Source organism: Actinopolymorpha sp. B11F2 (assembly GCF_040195635.1).
Taxonomy (GTDB): Bacteria; Actinomycetota; Actinomycetes; order Propionibacteriales; family Actinopolymorphaceae; genus Thermasporomyces.
This window is the reverse complement of the sequence record NZ_JBEFTX010000006.1, coordinates 169,229-187,324: the sequence shown is the minus strand read 5'-3', so window position 1 is coordinate 187,324 and position 18,096 is coordinate 169,229. Positions and strand designations below refer to the sequence as shown.

18 protein-coding genes are annotated in these 18,096 nt (G+C 69.4%); 13 read left to right on the top strand and 5 right to left on the bottom strand.

Translation table 11 applies throughout. The annotated features are described in order from the left end of the window. Positions 1-7: 7 nt before the first annotated feature. The 6 genes from ABN034_RS13625 (at position 8) to folE (ending at position 6,366) form a co-directional block, all read left to right on the top strand. The gene (locus ABN034_RS13625; protein ID WP_349691358.1) at positions 8-1,318 is read left to right on the top strand and encodes an Rv3626c family coenzyme F420 biosynthesis-associated protein; all 1,311 of its coding nucleotides are present in this window, start codon (positions 8-10) and stop codon (positions 1,316-1,318) included. 48 nt (positions 1,319-1,366) lie between these two features. Beyond that, the gene (gene tilS / locus ABN034_RS13620) at positions 1,367-2,380 is read left to right on the top strand and encodes a tRNA lysidine(34) synthetase TilS (RefSeq protein WP_349691357.1); all 1,014 of its coding nucleotides are present in this window, start codon (positions 1,367-1,369) and stop codon (positions 2,378-2,380) included. A gap of 380 nt (positions 2,381-2,760) precedes the next feature. Then, complete coding sequence (hpt, locus tag ABN034_RS13615) at positions 2,761-3,318, top strand: hypoxanthine phosphoribosyltransferase (RefSeq protein WP_349329988.1); 558 nt, start codon at positions 2,761-2,763, stop codon at positions 3,316-3,318. Positions 3,319-3,339: 21 nt separating this feature from the next. Continuing rightward, a complete protein-coding gene (locus ABN034_RS13610; protein WP_349329989.1) occupies positions 3,340-3,636 on the top strand; it encodes a hypothetical protein in 297 nt (98 codons plus the stop codon). 32 nt (positions 3,637-3,668) lie between these two features. Further along, entirely contained in the window at positions 3,669-5,708 is a 2,040-nt protein-coding gene (gene ftsH / locus ABN034_RS13605; protein ID WP_349691356.1) for an ATP-dependent zinc metalloprotease FtsH, read from the top strand. A gap of 58 nt (positions 5,709-5,766) precedes the next feature. Further along, positions 5,767-6,366: a GTP cyclohydrolase I FolE gene (gene folE, locus ABN034_RS13600; RefSeq protein ID WP_349330115.1), complete on the top strand. Its 600-nt coding sequence runs from the start codon at positions 5,767-5,769 to the stop codon at positions 6,364-6,366. A gap of 182 nt (positions 6,367-6,548) precedes the next feature. Here the strand turns inward: folE and ABN034_RS13595 are convergent, their stop codons facing one another. Then, positions 6,549-6,812, bottom strand: a complete 264-nt coding sequence (locus ABN034_RS13595; protein WP_349329991.1) for a DUF2795 domain-containing protein — start codon at positions 6,810-6,812, stop codon at positions 6,549-6,551. Positions 6,813-7,099: 287 nt separating this feature from the next. Further along, positions 7,100-8,158 (bottom strand): alpha/beta hydrolase, encoded by a 1,059-nt coding sequence (locus tag ABN034_RS13590; RefSeq protein WP_349691355.1) that lies wholly within the window; start codon positions 8,156-8,158, stop codon positions 7,100-7,102. A 312-nt stretch (positions 8,159-8,470) separates the two neighbouring features. Here ABN034_RS13590 and folP point away from each other — a divergent pair, with 312 nt between their 5' ends. From folP to ABN034_RS13565, 5 genes are all read left to right on the top strand, one after another. Further along, positions 8,471-9,277: a dihydropteroate synthase gene (folP, locus tag ABN034_RS13585; protein ID WP_349691509.1), complete on the top strand. Its 807-nt coding sequence runs from the start codon at positions 8,471-8,473 to the stop codon at positions 9,275-9,277. 268 nt (positions 9,278-9,545) lie between these two features. Then, the gene (gene folB, locus ABN034_RS13580; RefSeq protein ID WP_349691354.1) at positions 9,546-9,908 is read left to right on the top strand and encodes a dihydroneopterin aldolase; all 363 of its coding nucleotides are present in this window, start codon (positions 9,546-9,548) and stop codon (positions 9,906-9,908) included. Continuing rightward, positions 9,905-10,471: a 2-amino-4-hydroxy-6-hydroxymethyldihydropteridine diphosphokinase gene (gene folK, locus ABN034_RS13575; RefSeq protein WP_349329994.1), complete on the top strand. Its 567-nt coding sequence runs from the start codon at positions 9,905-9,907 to the stop codon at positions 10,469-10,471. Before folB ends, folK begins: the two co-directional genes overlap by 4 nt. Continuing rightward, positions 10,468-10,965 carry a DUF3180 domain-containing protein gene (locus tag ABN034_RS13570; RefSeq protein WP_349691353.1) on the top strand — a complete coding sequence of 166 codons (498 nt, stop codon included), beginning with the start codon at positions 10,468-10,470 and terminating at the stop codon, positions 10,963-10,965. The genes folK and ABN034_RS13570 overlap by 4 nt, the downstream gene beginning before the upstream one ends. 136 nt (positions 10,966-11,101) lie before the next feature. Beyond that, positions 11,102-12,298 carry a hypothetical protein gene (locus ABN034_RS13565; RefSeq protein WP_349691352.1) on the top strand — a complete coding sequence of 399 codons (1,197 nt, stop codon included), beginning with the start codon at positions 11,102-11,104 and terminating at the stop codon, positions 12,296-12,298. A 238-nt stretch (positions 12,299-12,536) separates the two neighbouring features. Here ABN034_RS13565 and ABN034_RS13560 read toward each other — a convergent pair whose 3' ends face one another. Next, on the bottom strand, positions 12,537-13,784 hold the full coding sequence (locus tag ABN034_RS13560; protein ID WP_349691351.1) for an NADH-quinone oxidoreductase subunit D: 1,248 nt from the start codon (positions 13,782-13,784) through the stop codon (positions 12,537-12,539). A 35-nt stretch (positions 13,785-13,819) separates the two neighbouring features. Here ABN034_RS13560 and ABN034_RS13555 point away from each other — a divergent pair, with 35 nt between their 5' ends. Continuing rightward, entirely contained in the window at positions 13,820-14,308 is a 489-nt protein-coding gene (locus ABN034_RS13555; RefSeq protein WP_349691350.1) for a PH domain-containing protein, read from the top strand. Between the two features lie 245 nt (positions 14,309-14,553). Beyond that, positions 14,554-15,957 (top strand): PH domain-containing protein, encoded by a 1,404-nt coding sequence (locus ABN034_RS13550; RefSeq protein ID WP_349691349.1) that lies wholly within the window; start codon positions 14,554-14,556, stop codon positions 15,955-15,957. Positions 15,958-16,118: 161 nt separating this feature from the next. On the opposite strand, the gene ABN034_RS13545 is transcribed toward ABN034_RS13550, so the two are convergent. Then, a complete protein-coding gene (locus ABN034_RS13545) occupies positions 16,119-17,159 on the bottom strand; it encodes an SAM-dependent methyltransferase (protein ID WP_349691348.1) in 1,041 nt (346 codons plus the stop codon). Positions 17,160-17,243: 84 nt separating this feature from the next. Further along, entirely contained in the window at positions 17,244-17,918 is a 675-nt protein-coding gene (locus ABN034_RS13540; RefSeq protein ID WP_349691347.1) for a DUF1707 and DUF4190 domain-containing protein, read from the bottom strand. Positions 17,919-18,096 lie beyond the last annotated feature (178 nt).

The following is an 18,096-nucleotide window of genomic DNA, read 5'->3' as shown; positions in this document are numbered from 1 at the left end:
GGAGGCCATGAGCAACCGTGCAGGACCGGGGTGGACCCCGGACCCCGACAGCCCAGGGCCCGGAGACACCCGAGACCGCAACGGTGCAGGATCCGACGGCGGCGAGATGGTCGACTGGGACGTTGCCCTCACCACCGCTCACCGCCTGCTGCGACCCGGACCCGACGTCAGCCTCGACGAGGCCCGTGAGGTCGTGGCGGATCTCCGCGAGTTCGCCCGCAAGGCAGAGGGGCATGTCCGCACCTACACCGGCCTGCACGCCAGCGGTGCCCGGGCGCCAGTCGTCGTGGTCGACCGAGTGGGCTGGGTCCAGGCGAACGTCGATGCGTTTCGGCAGATCCTCGAACCCCTGGTCGAGAAGGTCCGGGAACGCCGGAGCGATGCCACCGGCGGGATGATGGGTGCGTTCGGCTCCCGGGTGACCGGGGTCGAGGCCGGCGCCCTGCTCGCGTTCCTCTCCAGCAAGGTCCTGGGGCAGTTCGACCCGTTCTGGTCCGACGACACGGTGGGCGCTGTCCCCGCGCCGCGGACCAGCTCCGACGACGGTGCCGCGACGCCGGGCCAATCGGGCGCCACTCCTGACGGCGGTGGCAACGGCGGTGGCAATAGTGGTCGTGGTGGTGCGACGTCGAGTGGCGGCGATCTCGTACCCAGCCTGGCGCCGGCGGGACGGCTGCTGCTGGTCGCGCCCAACGTCGTCCACATCGAACGCGACCTCGGCGTCGACCCGCACGACTTCCGCCTGTGGGTCTGCCTGCACGAGGAGACGCACCGGGTGCAGTTCACCGCGGTCCCCTGGTTGCGCGACCACCTGCGAGGAGAGATCCGCGGGTTCCTCGAGCACACCGACCTCGACCCGGGCGCGATGTTCTCCCAGCTCCGCCAGGGTGTCGAACAACTCGGCCGGATCGCCCGCGGTGGCGGTGACGAAGTGTCGTTCATCGACCTCGTCCAGACGCCTGCCCAGCGGGAGATCATCGACCGGGTCACCGCGGTGATGTCGTTGCTCGAGGGCCATGCCGACGTCGTGATGGACGGTGTCGGTCCGGAGGTCATCGCGTCGGTCGCGACGATCCGCGAGCGGTTCCAGCAGCGGCGCGGTGGCGGCAACTGGCTCGACCAGTTCCTCAAGCGGATCCTGGGTCTCGACGCCAAGCTTCGGCAGTACCGCGACGGCGCCGCGTTCGTCCGCGCGGTCGTGTCGTCGGCCGGGCAGGAAGGCTTCAACAAGGTCTGGGAATCGCCGGACCATCTCCCCAGCAAGGCGGAGATCGCCGACCCGGACGCATGGGTGAGCCGCATGCGCGGCACGTCCTAGAAACTAGGACGGCAGCGACGTGGGATGCTGCGGGGTGGCTCGGCGGTGATGGGTCCCCACCCGGCGGTGGCGGCCGTACGCCTGGCCGTCCGGCGGTCGCTCGCCGACCTCGACGCCGGCGTGCTCGTCCTGGTGGCCGGCTCGGGCGGTGCCGACTCGACCGCGCTCGCGGCCGCCGCGGCGTTCGAGGCGCGTCGGGGTGCGTGGCGGGTGGGTGGGGTGACGGTCGACCACGGCCTGCAGGATGGCTCGGCCGAACGCGCCGCCGCTGTCGCGGACCTCCTGCGTTCCCTCGGGCTGGATCCGGTCGAGATCGCGAGAGTGCGCGTCGACGGATCCGGAGGTCCGGAAGCCGCTGCCCGCCGCGCCCGCTACGCCGCGCTCGACGAGGCCGCCGCGCGGCTGAGTGCCGTCGCCGTGCTGCTGGGTCATACCCGAGACGACCAGGCCGAGACCGTCCTTCTCGGGTTGGCTCGCGGATCCGGTGCCCGGTCTCTCTCCGGGATGCCGGGCCGCGCCCCCGCAGGTGGTGCGTACCGCCGTCCGCTTCTCGGACTCGACCGCGAGACGACCCGTGCCGCCTGCACCGCCGAAGGGCTCGCCATCTGGGACGACCCGCACAACACCGATCCGGCGTACACCCGGGTGCGCGTGCGGCAGCGGGTCCTTCCGGTGCTGGAACGCGAGCTGGGCCCGGGCGTCGCCTCCGCGCTCGCCCGTACCGCCGACCTGCTCCGCGACGACGCCGACGCCCTCGACGCGTGGGCGGACCGTGCGTACGCCGACTGCGTGACGGGCGACACGGCGCCGAACCTCGCCCTGCACGTCGACCGGCTGGTGGCGGTGCCCGCGGCCGTCCGGCGGCGGGTCATCCACCGGGCCGCACTCCGCGCCGGCTGCCCGGGCACAGACCTGTTCGCGAGCCACGTCGCCGCCGTGGACGCGCTGGTCGTCGAGTGGCGTGGTCAGGCCTGGGTCGACCTGCCGGGTGGGGTCCGCGCGCACCGTCGTACCGACCTGCTCTGCTTCACCGCCGCGCCCCACCACCCTCGTGGCAAATGACCACGCTGAGCAGGCTGCGCGTCGCGAATGACCACGCTGAGCAGGCTGCGCGTCGCGAATGACCACGCTGAGCAGGCTGTGCGTCGCGAATGACCACGCTGAGCAGGCTCGTGGTGCCAGGACAGGTGCCGACGCATGGTCCGCGTACCGAGGGCCTGCTCAGCGTGGTCATTTACCGCGCCGTCATCGGCGGCTCCGCCTGCTCGCCCCACCAACCCGCGCGAGTCGACGGACAGGGCTGACCGTCCGAGTCCGAGCCTGCTGTGGCACGCTGGCCATCGCAGTGAGGTTCGAGGCGCACACAGGTACAGACAGCTACACCTGTGCCTCGCCGAGTACTTCTCCTCCACCGTCCGTTCGACACTCGCCGGAGACCCCACGTGGATCCCGACCAGATCGACCACGACCTCAAGACCGTCCTGCTTCCCGAGGACCAGATCCAGGCCAAAGTTCGCGAACTCGCCGCCGCGGTCGAACGAGACTACGCAGGACAGGACCTCCTCCTGGTCGGCGTACTCAAGGGTGCCGTCATGGTGATGGCCGACTTCGCCCGCGCGCTCGGCCGCCACGTGGAGATGGACTGGGTGGCGTACTCCTCCTACGGCTCGGGCACCGAGTCCTCGGGGGTCGTACGCATTCTCAAGGACCTCGACACCGACATCACCGGCCGCAACGTGCTGATCGTCGAGGACATCATCGACACCGGCCTCACCCTGTCGTGGCTGGTCACGAACCTCCGCTCCCGCGGTCCGGCGTCGGTCGAGATCTGCACCCTCCTGCGCAAGCCGGAGGCGGTGAAGATGTCGGTTTCGGTGAAGTACGTCGGATTCGACATACCTGACGAGTTCGTGGTCGGATATGGCCTCGATCACAACGAGAAGTACCGCAACCTGCGTTGTGTCGGTACTCTCGCGCCGCACGTCTACACCAGCGTTTGACGATGCTGGTCATCCCTCGCGATGATCATGGGCTCGAGCGCATTTGCCACGCCCGGGCCCGATCCGGGTGGCGCCAGGTATCCCAAATGGGCGTGCTCGGCCGGCCTGTCCGAAGCCGCTGGGAACACCCGACCTCGGCTGCAACGTTTCGCTGATGAGGAGGAGAACTTCGAGTACGCCGCTGCCGTACCGGCAATAAGCCCGGTGTACGGTCGTACTCTCCCCACGCCGTGGGGCGAGTGTGATGCGGTGACCACTCGAATGACCGATGTCGTTCTGGAGAACCGCAGCGCCTACTCGGCGTTTCTGGGTGGATGAGCAGGAGGGACGGGGCCGCAAGTCCCGGGAGTATGGACCTTAAGCGCTTCTTCCGTGGGCCGATCTTCTGGATCGCTGTGCTCATCATCGTGATCCTGTTCATCGGCGACCTCGTGACCCGATCGGGCGGCTTCCAACAGACCGACACCTACAAGGTGGTCGACCAGATCCGGTCGGACAAGGTCGCGTCGGCGGTGATCGTCGGCGGCACCGACCAGGAGATCAGGGTGACCACCAAGGGCGGCGAGAAGATGAAGGCCGCCTGGGTCAACGGCCAGGACCTCGAGCTGCAGAAGCTGCTGCAGCAGAAGGCCGACCAGAACAAGCTCCCGGAGGGCTACGACGTCGAGATCTCCCGGCCCAGCCTGCTCGGCTCGCTCATCTCCACCCTGTTGCCGTTCATCCTCATCGCCCTGCTGTTCCTCTTCCTGATGAACCAGTTCCAGGGCGGCGGCAGCCGGGTGATGAACTTCGGCAAGTCCAAGGCCAAGCTGATCAGCAAGGACACCCCGAAGTCGACGTTTGCCGACGTCGCGGGCTGTGACGAGGCGATCGAGGAGCTCGGGGAGATCAAGGAGTTCCTCCAGGAGCCCGCGAAGTTCCAGGCGGTCGGCGCCAAGATCCCCAAGGGCGTCCTGCTCTACGGCCCGCCCGGCACCGGCAAGACCCTGCTGGCCCGTGCGGTGGCCGGCGAGGCGGGCGTTCCGTTCTACTCCATCTCCGGCTCCGACTTCGTGGAGATGTTCGTCGGTGTCGGCGCATCCCGAGTCCGCGACCTCTTCGAGCAGGCCAAGGCCAACGCGCCGGCCATCGTCTTCATCGACGAGATCGACGCCGTGGGCCGGCACCGTGGCGCCGGGCTCGGTGGCGGGCACGACGAGCGCGAGCAGACCCTCAACCAGCTGCTGGTCGAGATGGACGGTTTCGACGTCCGCGGTGGTGTGATCCTCATCGCGGCCACCAACCGGCCCGACATCCTCGACCCGGCGCTGCTGCGCCCGGGCCGGTTCGACCGGCAGATCAGCGTCGAGGCGCCCGACCTCATCGGCCGCCACAAGATTCTCCAGGTCCACGCGCGTGGCAAGCCCGTCGAGCCGAACGTCGACCTGCTCGCCGTGGCGCGTCGTACTCCCGGATTCTCCGGTGCCGACCTCGCCAACGTCCTGAACGAAGCGGCCCTGCTCACCGCCCGGCAGAACAAGAAGCTCGTCGACGACGACGCCCTTGACGAGGCGATCGACCGGGTCATCGCCGGACCGCAGAAGCGGACCCGGTTGATGAGCGACAAGGAGAAGAAGATCACCGCCTACCACGAAGGCGGACACGCCCTGGTCGCCACGGCCCTGCCCGGCAACGACCCGGTGCACAAGGTCACGATCCTGCCGCGCGGGCGGGCCCTCGGTTACACGATGGCGCTGCCCGACGAGGACAAGTACAGCACCACGCGCTCGGAGATGCTCGACAAGCTCGCCTACATGATGGGTGGCCGGGCCGCCGAGGAGCTGGTCTTCCACGACCCGACAACCGGTGCGGCCAACGACATCGAGAAGGCGACCGGACTGGCCCGGGCGATGGTCACGCAGTACGGCATGACCGAACGCCTCGGCGCGATCAAGTTCGGCGACAGCAACTCCGAGCCGTTCCTCGGCCGCGAGCTGGGCCACCAGCGGAACTACTCCGAGGAAGTGGCCGCGCTCGTCGACGAGGAGGTCCGCCGGCTGGTCGACGCGGCGCACCAGGAGGCCTTCGACGTCCTGGTCGAGAACCGTGACGTCCTCGACAACCTCGTCCTGGAGCTCCTCGAGCACGAGACCCTCGACAAGGCAGAGCTCGCCACGGTCTTCGAGCCGGTGCGGCGCCGGGAGATCCGGCCGGCCTGGACCGGCTCGCCGACCCGGAGGCCGTCGGAGATCCCACCGGTCGAGACGCCGAAGGCGGCGCTGTCGCCCAACGGCCAGGGCCCGGAGGGTGGTCTCGTGATCGGCCCCGCGCCGGATGGAGAGCCTGACGTCCAGGAGGGCCGGTCGGGCGCACCTCCGGGCGAGCCTGGCCCGGCGGCCGGACCCGCGTGAGCCCAGCGGCAGCGTGAGCCCACCAGGTGCGGATGTGCCGGACGAGAGCACGGCAGCGGTGAACGCGACGGATGGGAGCCCGGCCGACGTACCGCCGTTCGACCACGAACGCGCCGAGCGGGCGGTCCGTGAGCTGTTGCTCGCCATCGGCGAGAATCCCGATCGTGACGGGTTGAAGGACACACCGGCCCGGGTGGCCCGGACCTACGCGGAGATGTTCGCCGGGCTGCGGATGACCGCGGCGGGAGTCCTCACCACGACGTTCGACATCGGGCACGACGAGATGGTGCTCGTCAAGGACATCGAGGTCTGGTCGGTGTGTGAGCATCATTTGGTGCCGTTCACCGGATCGGCGCACGTCGGCTACATTCCCAATACCCAGGGACAGATCACCGGGCTCTCGAAGCTCGCCCGGCTCGTGGACGTGTTTGCCAAGCGTCCGCAGGTGCAGGAGCGGTTGACGAGCCAGATCGCCGACGCGCTGGAGGAGATCCTCCGGCCTCGGGGCGTGATCGTCGTGATCGAGTGTGAGCACTTGTGCATGACCATGCGGGGAGTACGCAAGCCAGGGGCGAAGACGGTCACCTCTGCCGTGCGGGGACAGTTGCGCGATGCGGCGACCCGGGCGGAGGCGATGAGCCTCATCATCGGCGGCTGAGGCTCACCCGCCGGTGGACGCCGTCTGCCGGCTGACCGGGCAGCGCCGACGCTGCTTCGCGGCAAACGGATCGGCGACGTTCTCCGATGTCGCGAGAACGTCGCCGAGGCGTCTGCCTCAGCTGCGTTGGAGGGTGGTGCGGGTCCCGACCTGCGCAGCCCTCGAACTGGTTGTCCGACTGCTCAGAGGCCGACCGGAACGTTCGGCATGTGGACCCAGAGCTGACGCTGGTGGACGTACTGACGGTCGGGCAGTTCCTCGAGCAGTGCGACAAGCTCTGCGCGAGCGCCCTGTGCTCGTGCGGCGTTCACCAGCTGTCCACGCGACGCCGGGCCAACGGCGAAGGCGTCATCGAGGACATCAAGGATTTCGACGCGAGTGACGGGCTCAGCGGGCGCGACAACGACCGTGGGGGAATCGGCGATGTCGACGGCAGCGGTGCTCATGACGCTCCTTTCAGCGGCCGGCGGTCCAACCGGTCGGGTAGAGCCGGCGGCCTGGATGAGCTGTGTGGTCCCATCCCCACAGTGGTCAACGGATGACCCCACGCCAAGGCTACGGCTCTTCTCACCTGATTGCGGGAACTTGGGGTGAACCAGCGACGAAAGCCGCGGGATGCGTCAATGCCGCAAACTCATGCCCAGCGCTTCCTCGTGGGTGAGGGGGCCCTTCATGGGAAAGGTTCGTAGGAAGGGCCCCCTCATCCCACAGCGCCGCCTGACCGCCCTCGGCGTCAGCGCAGGGCTTCGAGCAGGAGCGGCAGGGACAAGCGGAGCTCGCGTTCCCAGTATGCCCACGCGTGCGTTCCTGGACCGTAGAAGTGCGTCACCACGTGTCGTGCGCCGACCTCCTCGAGCCGATCGGCCAGGAGCAGGTTCTCCTGTTCCAGCAGGACCTCGATCCCGCCCGAGACGTCGGGCGGGTCCAGCGGTCCGTTCTCGCCGTTTCCGCACGACAGGTAGACGGGGATGTTGCGCAGCCGGTGGGCCAGATCGACGGGATTGTGTGCGGCCCAGATGTCAGCCTGCATACCCGAATCGCCCCACAGGGCAAGGGGATCCAGGTTGTATCGGCGGACGAAACCCAGGATCGTCCCGGCTGCACCGGGGGTGTGCCGGTTGTCGACGACGCCGCTGTACGAGGCGGCAGCACGGAAGAACCCGGGATTGCGTGCCGCATAGGACAGCGCGCCGAAGCCACCCATCGACAGGCCCGCGACGACGCGATGGTCGCCGGCGCCGTAGCCGCCTTCGACGATCTTGCGTACCTCCCGCAGGTGGAAGGTCTCCCATGCTGGCGCGCCGCCCTCGCCGTAGTTCCACCAGTCGCTGTACCAGCCGGTGACGCCCGCCTCGGGCATGACGACGAGGACGTCACGCAACTCGGGGAACTCCTCGACGTCCGTTGCCCCGGTCCAACTCGTGTAGTCGCCGCAGCAGCCGTGCAGGAGATAGAGAACCGGCCACTCCTGACCGGGCCGGCGGTCCTCCCAGCCGTCCGGTGTGAGGAGCCGGACCTTCGCCTCCGTCGCGAGGGCCGGCGAGGAGATCGTGAGGTCGACCTGGCGGGGTGCGACCTGTTCCTCGTCGACGACGACGGCCTTCTCGCGCTGCACCGCGGTCGCCTGGGCCGGGTTGGCGGCACCGACCAGTCCGGCCAGCAGAAGAAGGGCAAGAACGAGAAGTACGCCGGTAGCCGGTGATGACGAGCCGCGCCCTACGATCGCTGGAAGCGGCCCGGGAACTGCCAGTGCGCGGCGCCCGCGGTCGGCACGACTGGTCGATGCACGCATGAGCGACCTCCTGATCGAACGACACCTGAGCGAGGACTGGGATCGAGAACCGGAAGGGTCGAGCGGCGGGAGACCCGCCCACGCCGTCCGGCCCCGAACGTCGCGGAACCGGCATCACCCGTCAAGGTGTGGCACGCGACCTTGGCCGCGGTCAGCCAGCTGACCCGCCGAACGTCCGTAGGGGCGGGACAGCGGGGGGTCGGAAGAGGCGGGTCGGAAGAGGCGGATCGGAAGAGGCGGAGAGGAGAGGACGTGGGCGGTGTACCGGTCCGCTATCTCGCGGGTCTGCCGAAGCCCGGGAGGGCGCTGGTCATGGGTGTGCTCAACGTCACGCCTGACTCGTTCTCCGACGGTGGCCGGTGGCTGGAGCCCGACCACGCGATAGCCCACGGCCACGAACTGCTCGCCGAGGGCGCCGATGTCGTCGACGTAGGTGGCGAGTCGACCCGGCCGGGAGCGCCGCGCCCCCCGGAGGAGGAGGAACTGCGCCGAGTCCTGCCGGTGGTCCGGGCGCTCGCCAGCGACGGGGCACTCGTGTCGATCGACACGATGCGGGCCGGTGTCGCGCGGGCCGCCGTCGACGCCGGCGCCGTCGTCGTCAACGACGTGTCCGGTGGCCTCGCCGATCCGGCGATGTTGCCGTTCGTCGCCACGGCAGGGACGTCGTACATCTGCATGCACTGGCGCGGGCACTCCGACCAGATGCAGACCCGGGCGAGCTACCGTGATGTCGTCGCCGACGTGGGGGCAGAGCTCCGCGACCGGCTGCAGGCGGCGCTGGCGGCGGGGATCCACGCGGACCGCGTGGCGATCGACCCGGGCATCGGGTACGCCAAGAGCGCCGACCACAACTGGGCTGTCCTCGCCGCCCTCGACGACCTGGTCCACCTCGGTCATCCTGTGTTGGTCGGGGCGTCCCGGAAACGGTTTCTCGGAGCTCTCCTCGCCGACCCGGTGACCGGAGAGCCTCGACCCGAGGACGACCGCGATGACGCGAGTGCGGCGGTGTCCGCACTGGCGGCCGCGGCGGGCGTCTGGTGCGTCCGTGTCCACGCCGTCCGGCCGACCCTGGACGCCGTCCGGGTGGCGGCTCGATGGGGCGCGGGCCGGGGGGAATAGCGGTTCGACCGGGAACGGTTGTGTCTCGCGGTTGACCGTATGGGCTTCGTCCTGGGCGGTTTGCCACGTTGACATACGCCTGACCGGATCTCGGGCGGCGCCCGCTCGGCAAAGGCGGGGTGGCCCAGGGACGGGACGGACCCGAGACTGGGCGTACCCGAAAGTCTCGGTCGGAATGGAAGAATCGGGTACCTCTGGTTTTCGCCTGACATATCCGCGCCGGTACTGTCGGGCACCTGGAGTTCGCGGCGTGGGAAGGAGGGATGTCGTGGTCGATCGGATAGCGCTTCGGGGGCTCCGGATATTCGGGCACCACGGGGTCCATCCGAAGGAGCGGGCACAGGGGCAGCTCTTCATCGTCGACGTCGTCCTCGGCGTCGACACCCGGCCCGCGGCGAAGACGGACGAACTGACCGAAACCGTTGACTACTCCCGGCTCGCCACAGATGTGGCCGACGCGGTGGGGAGGGATCCTGTGGATCTCCTCGAAACGGTGGCACAGCGTGTCGCTGATCTGTGCCTTGACCAGCCGCTCGTCGCGGAGGTCAAGGTCACCATTCACAAGCCAGAGGCGCCTGTCGGCGTAGAGCTCGACGACGTCGCCGTCACCATTCACCGGAGCCGTACGTGACAGAGACGCCCAACCCCTGGATCATCGACGCCGATACCTTGACCGGAGGCCTGCGCCCCATCCGGCGCGTCGTCATCGCCCTGGGCAGCAACCTGGGCGACCGGGCGGCCAACCTGCAGGGTGCGCTCAACGCCCTGGCGGACACCCCTGATGTCGAAGTCGTCGAGGTCTCACCGGTCTACGAGACGGCGCCGGTCGGCGCCCCCGAAGGATCTCCGTACTTCCTCAACGCGGTCGTCGTGGTCGACTCCACGCTGCACGCCAGGACCCTGCTGGAGCGGGCGCTGGCGATCGAGGACGCGTTCGGGCGAGTACGTACCGAGCCCGGTGCGCCGCGCACACTCGACGTCGACCTGCTGGTCGTGGGCGACAAGGTGGTCGACGAGGACGACTTCGTTCTTCCGCATCCGCGGGCGCATGAGCGGCCCTTCGTCCTCGTCCCGTGGGCGGCCGTCGACCGCGAAGGCGAGATCCCTGGCCAGGGCCGGGTCGGTGACCTCGTGCGCGTCATCGACACGACGACCATCACCCGGGTCGACGGCCTCGAGCTCAAGATCGAATGACGCCGGTACGCAGCACACGTATCGGCCTGCTCGTCCTGCTCCTCCTTCTCGGCGGAGCGCTGGGCTGGAGCGGCGTCGCGGTCCTCGAGGCGACCGGCATGATCGTTGCGAGGACTCCGTGGTCGGCGGCGGGCGGCCTCGCGTTCTTCGCGGCCCTGCTCCTGGCCGGTGCGTGGTACATGTACGACCGGGTGCATCGCAAGCAGCGCAGGGTCGACGGTCTGACAGCCGTCCGGTTGCTCGCACTGGCGAAGGCGAGCGCGCTGGTCGGTGCGCTCGTCGCGGGGATCTATGCGGGGGTCGCGGTCCACTACGTACCCGCCTTCGACACACCGGACGGACGCGAGCGGGTGGTCCGGGGGATCATCACGGCGGTCGCGGCGCTCGTCGTCGTGGTGGGTGGACTGCTGCTCGAACGCGCGTGCAAGGTTCCGAAGAGTCCTGACGACGCCGAGGGCCAGTCGAGCGCCGGTCGAGGCGGCGAGGTCCGCTGAGCCGGCCGGCGCGAACACCACCAGGGCGTACACCCACGGCTTCACTGTGTGATGACGTGAGTACGAGAAGTACCAGACTCTCCGGAAATATGGGGATGTCTGGCGTTAGTACGGTCACGAACCGTAGCCTCTCCGCATGGCACGTAGCGGCGATCACCGTATCCGTCACCTCGCCCGGTGGGTGGCCACGCCAACCCTGCTGCTAGCCGCGGCCGCAGTTCTCTACGCTGCCTATCAACGCGATGTGCCGATCCTCATCGGTGCCGCCGTCGTTGCCCTCGTGGCTGGCGTCATTGCGGTAGTGGTTTTCGACGTCGAACTCATCCGGAGCCGGCGTGCCCACGGGGCCGACCGGGTGGCACAGGCCCGTGCCTACGCCGCCATGTACGCCGCACATGTCCGTGTCATGGCCGAAGGTTTCGCCCTCGCCAACCCCGAGGTCCAGGCGCAGCGGGCCCGAGAGGCCGTCGCGGCGGCGGAGCGGAAGGTAGGCCCGGACGACGCGTTGTTCGGTACGCAGGGCGCCACGGACGCACCGCGGAGTTCAGCCGCCACCGTCGAGCAGGTCGGCGAGGCTGCACCTACTGATACGCCGCCCGCGACGATTGCGGCCACCGCCAACGGGCAGCTGGTCGATGTCGCGGCGCACGCCGGGCGCGTCGTGGCCGAGCCCGCCCAGCAACTCGCGCTGGTGGCTCTGGGCCTGGGCAAGGTGGCGCACGAGCAGGTCGTGGCCACGCGTTCCGCCGACGAGCAGCCGGCCCCGACCGGCGTACGGCCGAGCACCCCTGCCACCGACATGGACACAGACATCCGCGATACCGAGACCCGCGACACCGACACCCGCGACACCGACACCCGCGACACCGACACCCGCGACACCGTGGCCCAGGTCGCCCAGTCGCAGGACTCCGTGGTCCAGGGCGCCGAGGGCCCGGTCGCCCGAGCTCAGGACACCCAGGACGGCAGGGCTCAGGACACCCAGGACGGCAGGGCTCAGGACACCCAGGACGGCAAGGACGCGCCCGCAGACGTACCCATCCCAGCCGCAACAGCCGAGCCGGTCGACGCCGTTTCAGCGGATCCCGACCGAGCGGAGATGTGGGACAACCGCGAGGCGCCGACCGTCGTCGACCTCAAGGCGTGGGAGATCCGTGCGCGGGTGGCCGCCGAAGAGGAGCGCGAGGAGCGCGAACGTCAGGTTCGCGCCGCTGCCGTCGGAGAAGAAGGCGACGGCGTGGGCGGCGAGTCCGACCAGCACGCGACCGCCCGCCATCCCAAGCGGACCCGGTTCCGCCGGGCCAAGGCGAAGGCGCGCCGCAAAGGCGCCTGAGCCGCCAGCCTCGCTGTCGTCTGGCCTCGCTGTCGTCTGGCCTCGCTGTCGTCTGGCCTCGCTGTCGCCCGGCCTCGCTGTCGCCCGGCCTTGCTGTCGTATGGCCCCGTTGTCGTATGGCCTCGCTGTCGTATGGCCTCGCTGTCGACCGGCCGACCCGGGGTACGCGACCGATCCCACGCTCGGACCGTGCGACCGGTCCAGTCACCAGCGTGGCCGATCCGATGCCGCGGGCGTGCTACTTGTCGATGTCGCCGACCACGAAGAACATCGAACCGAGGATCGCGACCAGATCAGCGACCACGCACCCGGGCACGAGTTCGGGAAGCACGGCGATGTTGTTGAACGACGCCGACCGCAGCTTCATCCGCCACGGCGTCTTCTCCCCGCGCGAGACGAGGTAGTAGCCGTTGAGCCCGAGGGGGTTCTCGGTCCAGGCGTACGTCGAACCCTCCGGCGCCTTGAGAATCTTCGGCAGGCGCACGTTGACGGGCCCGGCAGCCAGCGACCGCAGCCGATCGATGCAGGCCTCCGCGAGGTCGAGGGACACATGAACCTGGTCGCGGAGTACGGAGAACCGAGCGAAGCAGTCGCCCTCAGAACCCGTGACCACCCGCCCAGGACCGCCGGCGGCGAAGAGCTCGTCGTACGCGAGGTAGGGCTCGTCGCGGCGCAGGTCCACATCGACTCCGGAGGCCCGCGCGATGGGACCGGAGATGCCGTACGCATGCACGAGTTCGGGCGAGACGACCCCGACACCGCGGGTACGGGCGGCGAAGATCTCGTTGCCGAAGACGAGGTTCTCCAGTTCCGGCAGCCGCCCACGCACCGCGGCGACTGCGGCGGCCGCGCGGTCCAGCCAGCCGGCCGGCAGGTCCTCCTTCAGCCCGCCGACCCGGTTGAACATGTAGTGCATCCGACCGCCGGCAATTTCCTCCATCACCTGCTGCAGCGTCTCCCGCTCCCGGAACGCGTAGAACACCGGCGTGATCGCGCCCACCTCGAGGGGGTAGCTGCCGAGGAACATCAGGTGGTTGAGGACGCGGTTGAGTTCGGCCAGCAGCATGCGCGCCCAGACCGCCCGGACCGGGACCTCCATGCCGAGCATCCGTTCGACGGCCAACACCACACCCAGCTCGCTGGAGAACGCCGATAACCAGTCGTGCCGGTTGGCCAGCATGATGATCTGGCGGTAGTCGCGGACCTCGAACAGCTTCTCTGCGCCCCGGTGCATGTAGCCGATCACGGGTTCGCAGGTGACGATGCGTTCACCGTCGAGGGTGAGGCGGAGCCGGAGTACGCCGTGGGTGGCTGGGTGCTGCGGCCCGATGTTCAGCACCATGTCCTGGGTGGCGAGCTCGTCGCCGCCACCACGCTCGTACAAGTCACTGTCGTAGGACTCGCGTTCGTACGACGACAATGGTGTGGGGAGGCCGGCGGCACCCGCGCCGAGACTCACTATCCGCTCGGTCGTCACGGCGTCCATGCTTGCACAGCGCACTCCGGATAGCCTCACTTGCTATGGACACCTTGTTCGCGCCGCCGGGCGAGCGCTGGCAGGCCGTGTCGCCGCGACTGCGGACAGTACGGCGGACACTCCTGACATTCTGGCTGGGCTTCGGCGGCCTGGCCGCCGCGATCGCCGTGGGGATCGTCGTCGACTGGCGGCTGGCCGGAGGGGTGATCGTGGCGGCCGCGGCCCTCTTCGGCTGGGCGTGGTGGTTGATCGACCGCAACTGGCGTTCGTGGGGGTACGCAGAGCGCGGTGACGATCTGCTCGTCACCCACGGAGTGCTGTTCAAGACGCTGGTCGTGGTGCCGTACGGACGGATGCAGTTCGTCGACGTGACCGCCGGTCCGGTGGAGCGGAAGTTCGGCATCGCGAAGGTCCAGCTGCACACGGCCACACCTGCGACCGACGCGGAGATTCCAGGGCTGACACCGGACGAGGCGGAGCGGCTGCGCGACCGGTTGGCCGCACTCGGCGAGGCGCGGGCGACTGGACTGTGAGCTTGACGGACGCGAGGAACGCGATGCCCGAGTGGGAGCCGGGTCGAACCGACGGTGAGCCGGGGGCAGCCGACATGCCGACGACCCCTGGTGCGCAGGGTGCCGCCGACGGGTCGGCCGATGGTCCACGGTTGGCCGATGGTCCGGGTGCGGCCGATCGTCCACGGCCCGCCGATGGTCCGCGCCCGGGCGATGGTTCAGGGTCGGCCGATGGTTCAGGGTCGGCCGACGGGGAGGGGACACGGGTGGGACCGCGGGAGGCCGACGGGGTGCGTTCGGAACCCGCGTTGGAGCTCGAGCCCGACCTCAGCGCGACGGTGACCGAGCTCCGCCGACTGCATCCGGTGACGCCGGTACTCAACGGCTGGAAGTACTTCGCCATCGCCGTGGCGGTCATCGGCCAGGACGCCGTACGCCAGCTGGAGTTCGGACTCTTCGGCATCCAGCTCGCGGCGGCGTTGGTTCTCGGCGTGGTGCTGGGGTCGTTCTCGTGGTGGTTCACGAAGTACCGGATCGAGGGCGACGAGCTCCGGATCGAGAGCGGCTTTCTGTTCCGGCGTTCGCGGAGAATTCGGATCGACCGGTTGCAGGCCGTCGACATCGTGCGTCCCGTGCTCGCCCGCCTGCTCGGGGTCGCAGAACTTCGGCTCGAGGTGGCCGGCGGCGGCAAGACGGAGGCGCCGCTCGCCTACCTGACCGAGCCGGGTGCGCAACAGCTGCGGGCCGAGCTGCTCGCCCGGGCCGCCGGCCTCGACGCTGACACCCCCGAAGCGCCGGAACGCCGACTGGTCGCCGTACCCCCTGGCGTGCTCCTCGCGTCCACGGTCGTGAGTGCGCCGTTCCTCACTGCGGCGCTCGGCTTCGTCGCCGTCGCCATCACGTCCACCGTCCTGGGCGAGGTCGTCGGGCTCGCGTTCCTCCTCCCATGGGCGCTGGGAGGCCTCGGTGTGGTGTGGCGGCAGTTCATCAGCGAGTTCGGGTTCACCGTGAGCGAGTCGCCCGACGGTCTGCGGATCCGTAAGGGCATGCTCGACACCTGGGCGCAGACGGTGCCGCCGGGGCGGGTACAGGGAGTCGAGATCGAGCAGCAGCTGCTGTGGCGGCCCAAGACGTGGGTGAAACTCTCGGTCGACGTGGCGGGCTACGGCGGCAAGGGCTCGAACGGGAACCAGACGTCCTCGACGTTGCTGCCAGTCGCGCCGTGGCCGGTGGCCCGCGCGCTCCTGCAGCGAGTGCTGCCAGGAGTCGATACCGACGAGGTCGAACGCATGGTGGCGCCGCGGTCGGCCCGCTGGCTGCGTCCCATCGGGTGGCGCTACCTTCGCCACGGCACCGACGAGCGGGTCTTCGTCACCGATGCCGGCTGGCTGACCAGGCGTACCGCCGTCGTGCCCCACGCCAAGATGCAGAGCGTCCGGGTGACGCAGGGTCCGCTCCAGCGTCGCCTGGGGCTCGCGAACGTCCATGTCGACACCCCGGTGGGTCCGGTCAACGCGGTCGCGATCCATCGCTCGAGCGCCGTCGCTCGGGAGCTCGCCGAGAAGCAGCCCGAACGTTCGCGCCGGGCCCGCCAGATCGCCGGCCCCGAACGCTGGATGCAGTCAACCCGTGATCATGATCGTGATCATGAAGGATTTGCGGGCGTATGAGCCGGTTTTCCTTCACGATCATGCTCGGCGGGCCACGGTCCCGGATCAGGGCGGGACTTCACGAAGCCGGGCGGAGTTCGCTAAGCCGGGTGGGAGTTCGCTAAGCCGGGTGGGAGTTCGCTAAGCCCGGTGGGAGTTCGCTAAGCCGGGTGGGAATGGTGCTAACCCGGGTGGGAGCTCACGAAGCCGGGTGGCAGTTCCGCGTCACCCTTCGCCTGCAGCAGCCACCAGAAGCCGCCGAGACCTGCGGGGTCGACCAACTCGCCCGCTTCGCTCGCCTGTGACAAGGCGGCGAGGTACGCCTGAGGATCGGTGTGGGCCATTGTCAGCGGCGGACGGCCACCGTGGACGCCGAGCACACCCAGCGCGGCTCGCTGGCTGGTCAGCGCCGTTCCTCGTCCCGCGCCGCCCGAATGCTCCCCTGCGTAGGCCACCGCGTCGACCGCCACGTGCGCGGTGATGTCGCATGACCCGTCGGGTACCGGAGGCACCATCCGCCCCGCGCGATAGGCGGTGAGCGTCCCGACCGCGGACCGGCTCTCGCGCAGATGCCCGTAGTCGATGGCGAGTGCAAGGCCCGACCGCAACCGGCGTACGACGTCCGCCCACGCGGAGTCCCGCGGCGCCCCGATCTCCGCCCTCGTGCCCGGCGGTGCGCCGGCAAGTGGCCACCACTCGCGTAGCCAGCCGGCCTGCGCGGGAGAAACGGGTGAGCCGAACCGTTCCTCACCGGTTTCGACGTTCACCTCGATCTGGCGTACGACATGATCGGGATCCACCTCGACCACGTCGAGCGGGACGTTGTCCAGCCATTCGTTCGCCACGACGAGAGCGTCGATACCGGGCGGTACGGCGTCCGTCCACGTCACCTCCGCGGGCAGATCGTCCGGCTGTTCGGCGATCTCCACGGCGACGAGGGTGAGGTCCGGCGCGAGCTCGTGCAGTGTGCGGGCCAGCTCGCCCCGCCCGGCACCGACGTCGACGACCGTCCTGAGGCCCGCCGCACGCGCCAACCGCACCAGTGCTGCCGCGAACGCGGACGACACGTGAACCGAGGTCCGGAAATGCCGCGCCGGTACGTGCGTACGAAAGAAACCGCTCGGACCGTAGAGCGCTTCCGCGGTCGCCGCCCGCCAGGTTTGCCAGCAGCCGGAGCCCGCGCACCCTGGAATTCCGGTCTCCACGGCCGCGACCCTAGTCACCTTGCTCACCCTGCCGCCCGACCTGTCCGAAGATGCTGAGCGCCGGAGGGGATCCGATCCTTCGGACAAGGTGAGCTGCCTGCCTCAGCCGAGGTTGAACAGAATGACCAGGATGAACCACAACGCGACGAACGCGAGTTCCAGGTAGCCGAGGACCAGTCCCGTCACCGCAAGTCCGGCCCCGTCGTCGTTCGTACGCCGGATCCTGGCAAGCGCGAGGTGGCCCGTCACGATGGCTGGCACCGCGCTCATACCGGACGTGCACAGGCCGAGAATGGCGCACGCGATGGAGACCTTGGCGAGCGGCTCGGTGACGCGGACAGGTGCGGGCACGTAGTTTGCCCAGGGATTGGCCAGCGGTGCTGGTGGCGGCATCCGGGGACTCGGAAGGGCCGCTGAGCGACCGACGGTCTCATCGTGGGGCGCAGGCAACCGACCGGCGTACCCCGTGCCCTCACCCGAGGTCCCACCGGATATTCCGGGGACGCCGGGCCTTGGCGGAAGGGGGATACTCGGCGTTCCGGATCCATCGGGCGCACCGGGCGCGGGCAGCTGTGTCGGGAACGGAAGGGGCCCCACCGGCAGGTCCACGATCTGGCCGTGGAGTTCGCCGTAGGTACGGGACCTCATGACGAGATCGAGGCGTTCGTGGTGTTCGTCCCAGTCGAGGCGGCCTTCGGCCACGGCTGCCTTGAGCACGTCGGCCGCACGCTCCCGATCAGCGTCGGACGCCCGCATGGACTGCCAGTCCGTGCTCATCTCACCCCCAGCCCGGGTCGAGATGGGATGCCGCGTCGAGGCGACCGCGGAACACTCCCCTCCTGCCATTGTGCAGTGCAGCGGACGAGTTGGCCGCGATCTGCGGTGCCTGGCTTCTCCGGCCCACCGCAAGTCCGGCATTCGGGGTGAGCCGCCGGGGGGAGTCCGGTCACCGACC

Excerpts from the sequence above, each read along its gene's own strand:
- ABN034_RS13560 (WP_349691351.1), bottom strand. The coding sequence starts at position 13,784 with ATGGACGCCGTGACGACCGAGCGGATAGTGAGTCTCGGCGCGGGTGCC.
- ABN034_RS13565 (WP_349691352.1), top strand. The coding sequence starts at position 11,102 with ATGGCACGTAGCGGCGATCACCGTATCCGTCACCTCGCCCGGTGGGTG.
- ABN034_RS13590 (WP_349691355.1), bottom strand. The coding sequence starts at position 8,158 with ATGCGTGCATCGACCAGTCGTGCCGACCGCGGGCGCCGCGCACTGGCA.
- ftsH (WP_349691356.1), top strand. The coding sequence starts at position 3,669 with ATGGACCTTAAGCGCTTCTTCCGTGGGCCGATCTTCTGGATCGCTGTG.
- ABN034_RS13540 (WP_349691347.1), bottom strand. The coding sequence starts at position 17,918 with ATGAGCACGGACTGGCAGTCCATGCGGGCGTCCGACGCTGATCGGGAG.
- ABN034_RS13625 (WP_349691358.1), top strand. The coding sequence starts at position 8 with ATGAGCAACCGTGCAGGACCGGGGTGGACCCCGGACCCCGACAGCCCA.
- folP (WP_349691509.1), top strand. The coding sequence starts at position 8,471 with ATGGGTGTGCTCAACGTCACGCCTGACTCGTTCTCCGACGGTGGCCGG.
- ABN034_RS13570 (WP_349691353.1), top strand. The coding sequence starts at position 10,468 with ATGACGCCGGTACGCAGCACACGTATCGGCCTGCTCGTCCTGCTCCTC.
- ABN034_RS13610 (WP_349329989.1), top strand. The coding sequence starts at position 3,340 with ATGATCATGGGCTCGAGCGCATTTGCCACGCCCGGGCCCGATCCGGGT.
- ABN034_RS13555 (WP_349691350.1), top strand. The coding sequence starts at position 13,820 with ATGGACACCTTGTTCGCGCCGCCGGGCGAGCGCTGGCAGGCCGTGTCG.
- ABN034_RS13595 (WP_349329991.1), bottom strand. The coding sequence starts at position 6,812 with ATGAGCACCGCTGCCGTCGACATCGCCGATTCCCCCACGGTCGTTGTC.
- tilS (WP_349691357.1), top strand. The coding sequence starts at position 1,367 with ATGGGTCCCCACCCGGCGGTGGCGGCCGTACGCCTGGCCGTCCGGCGG.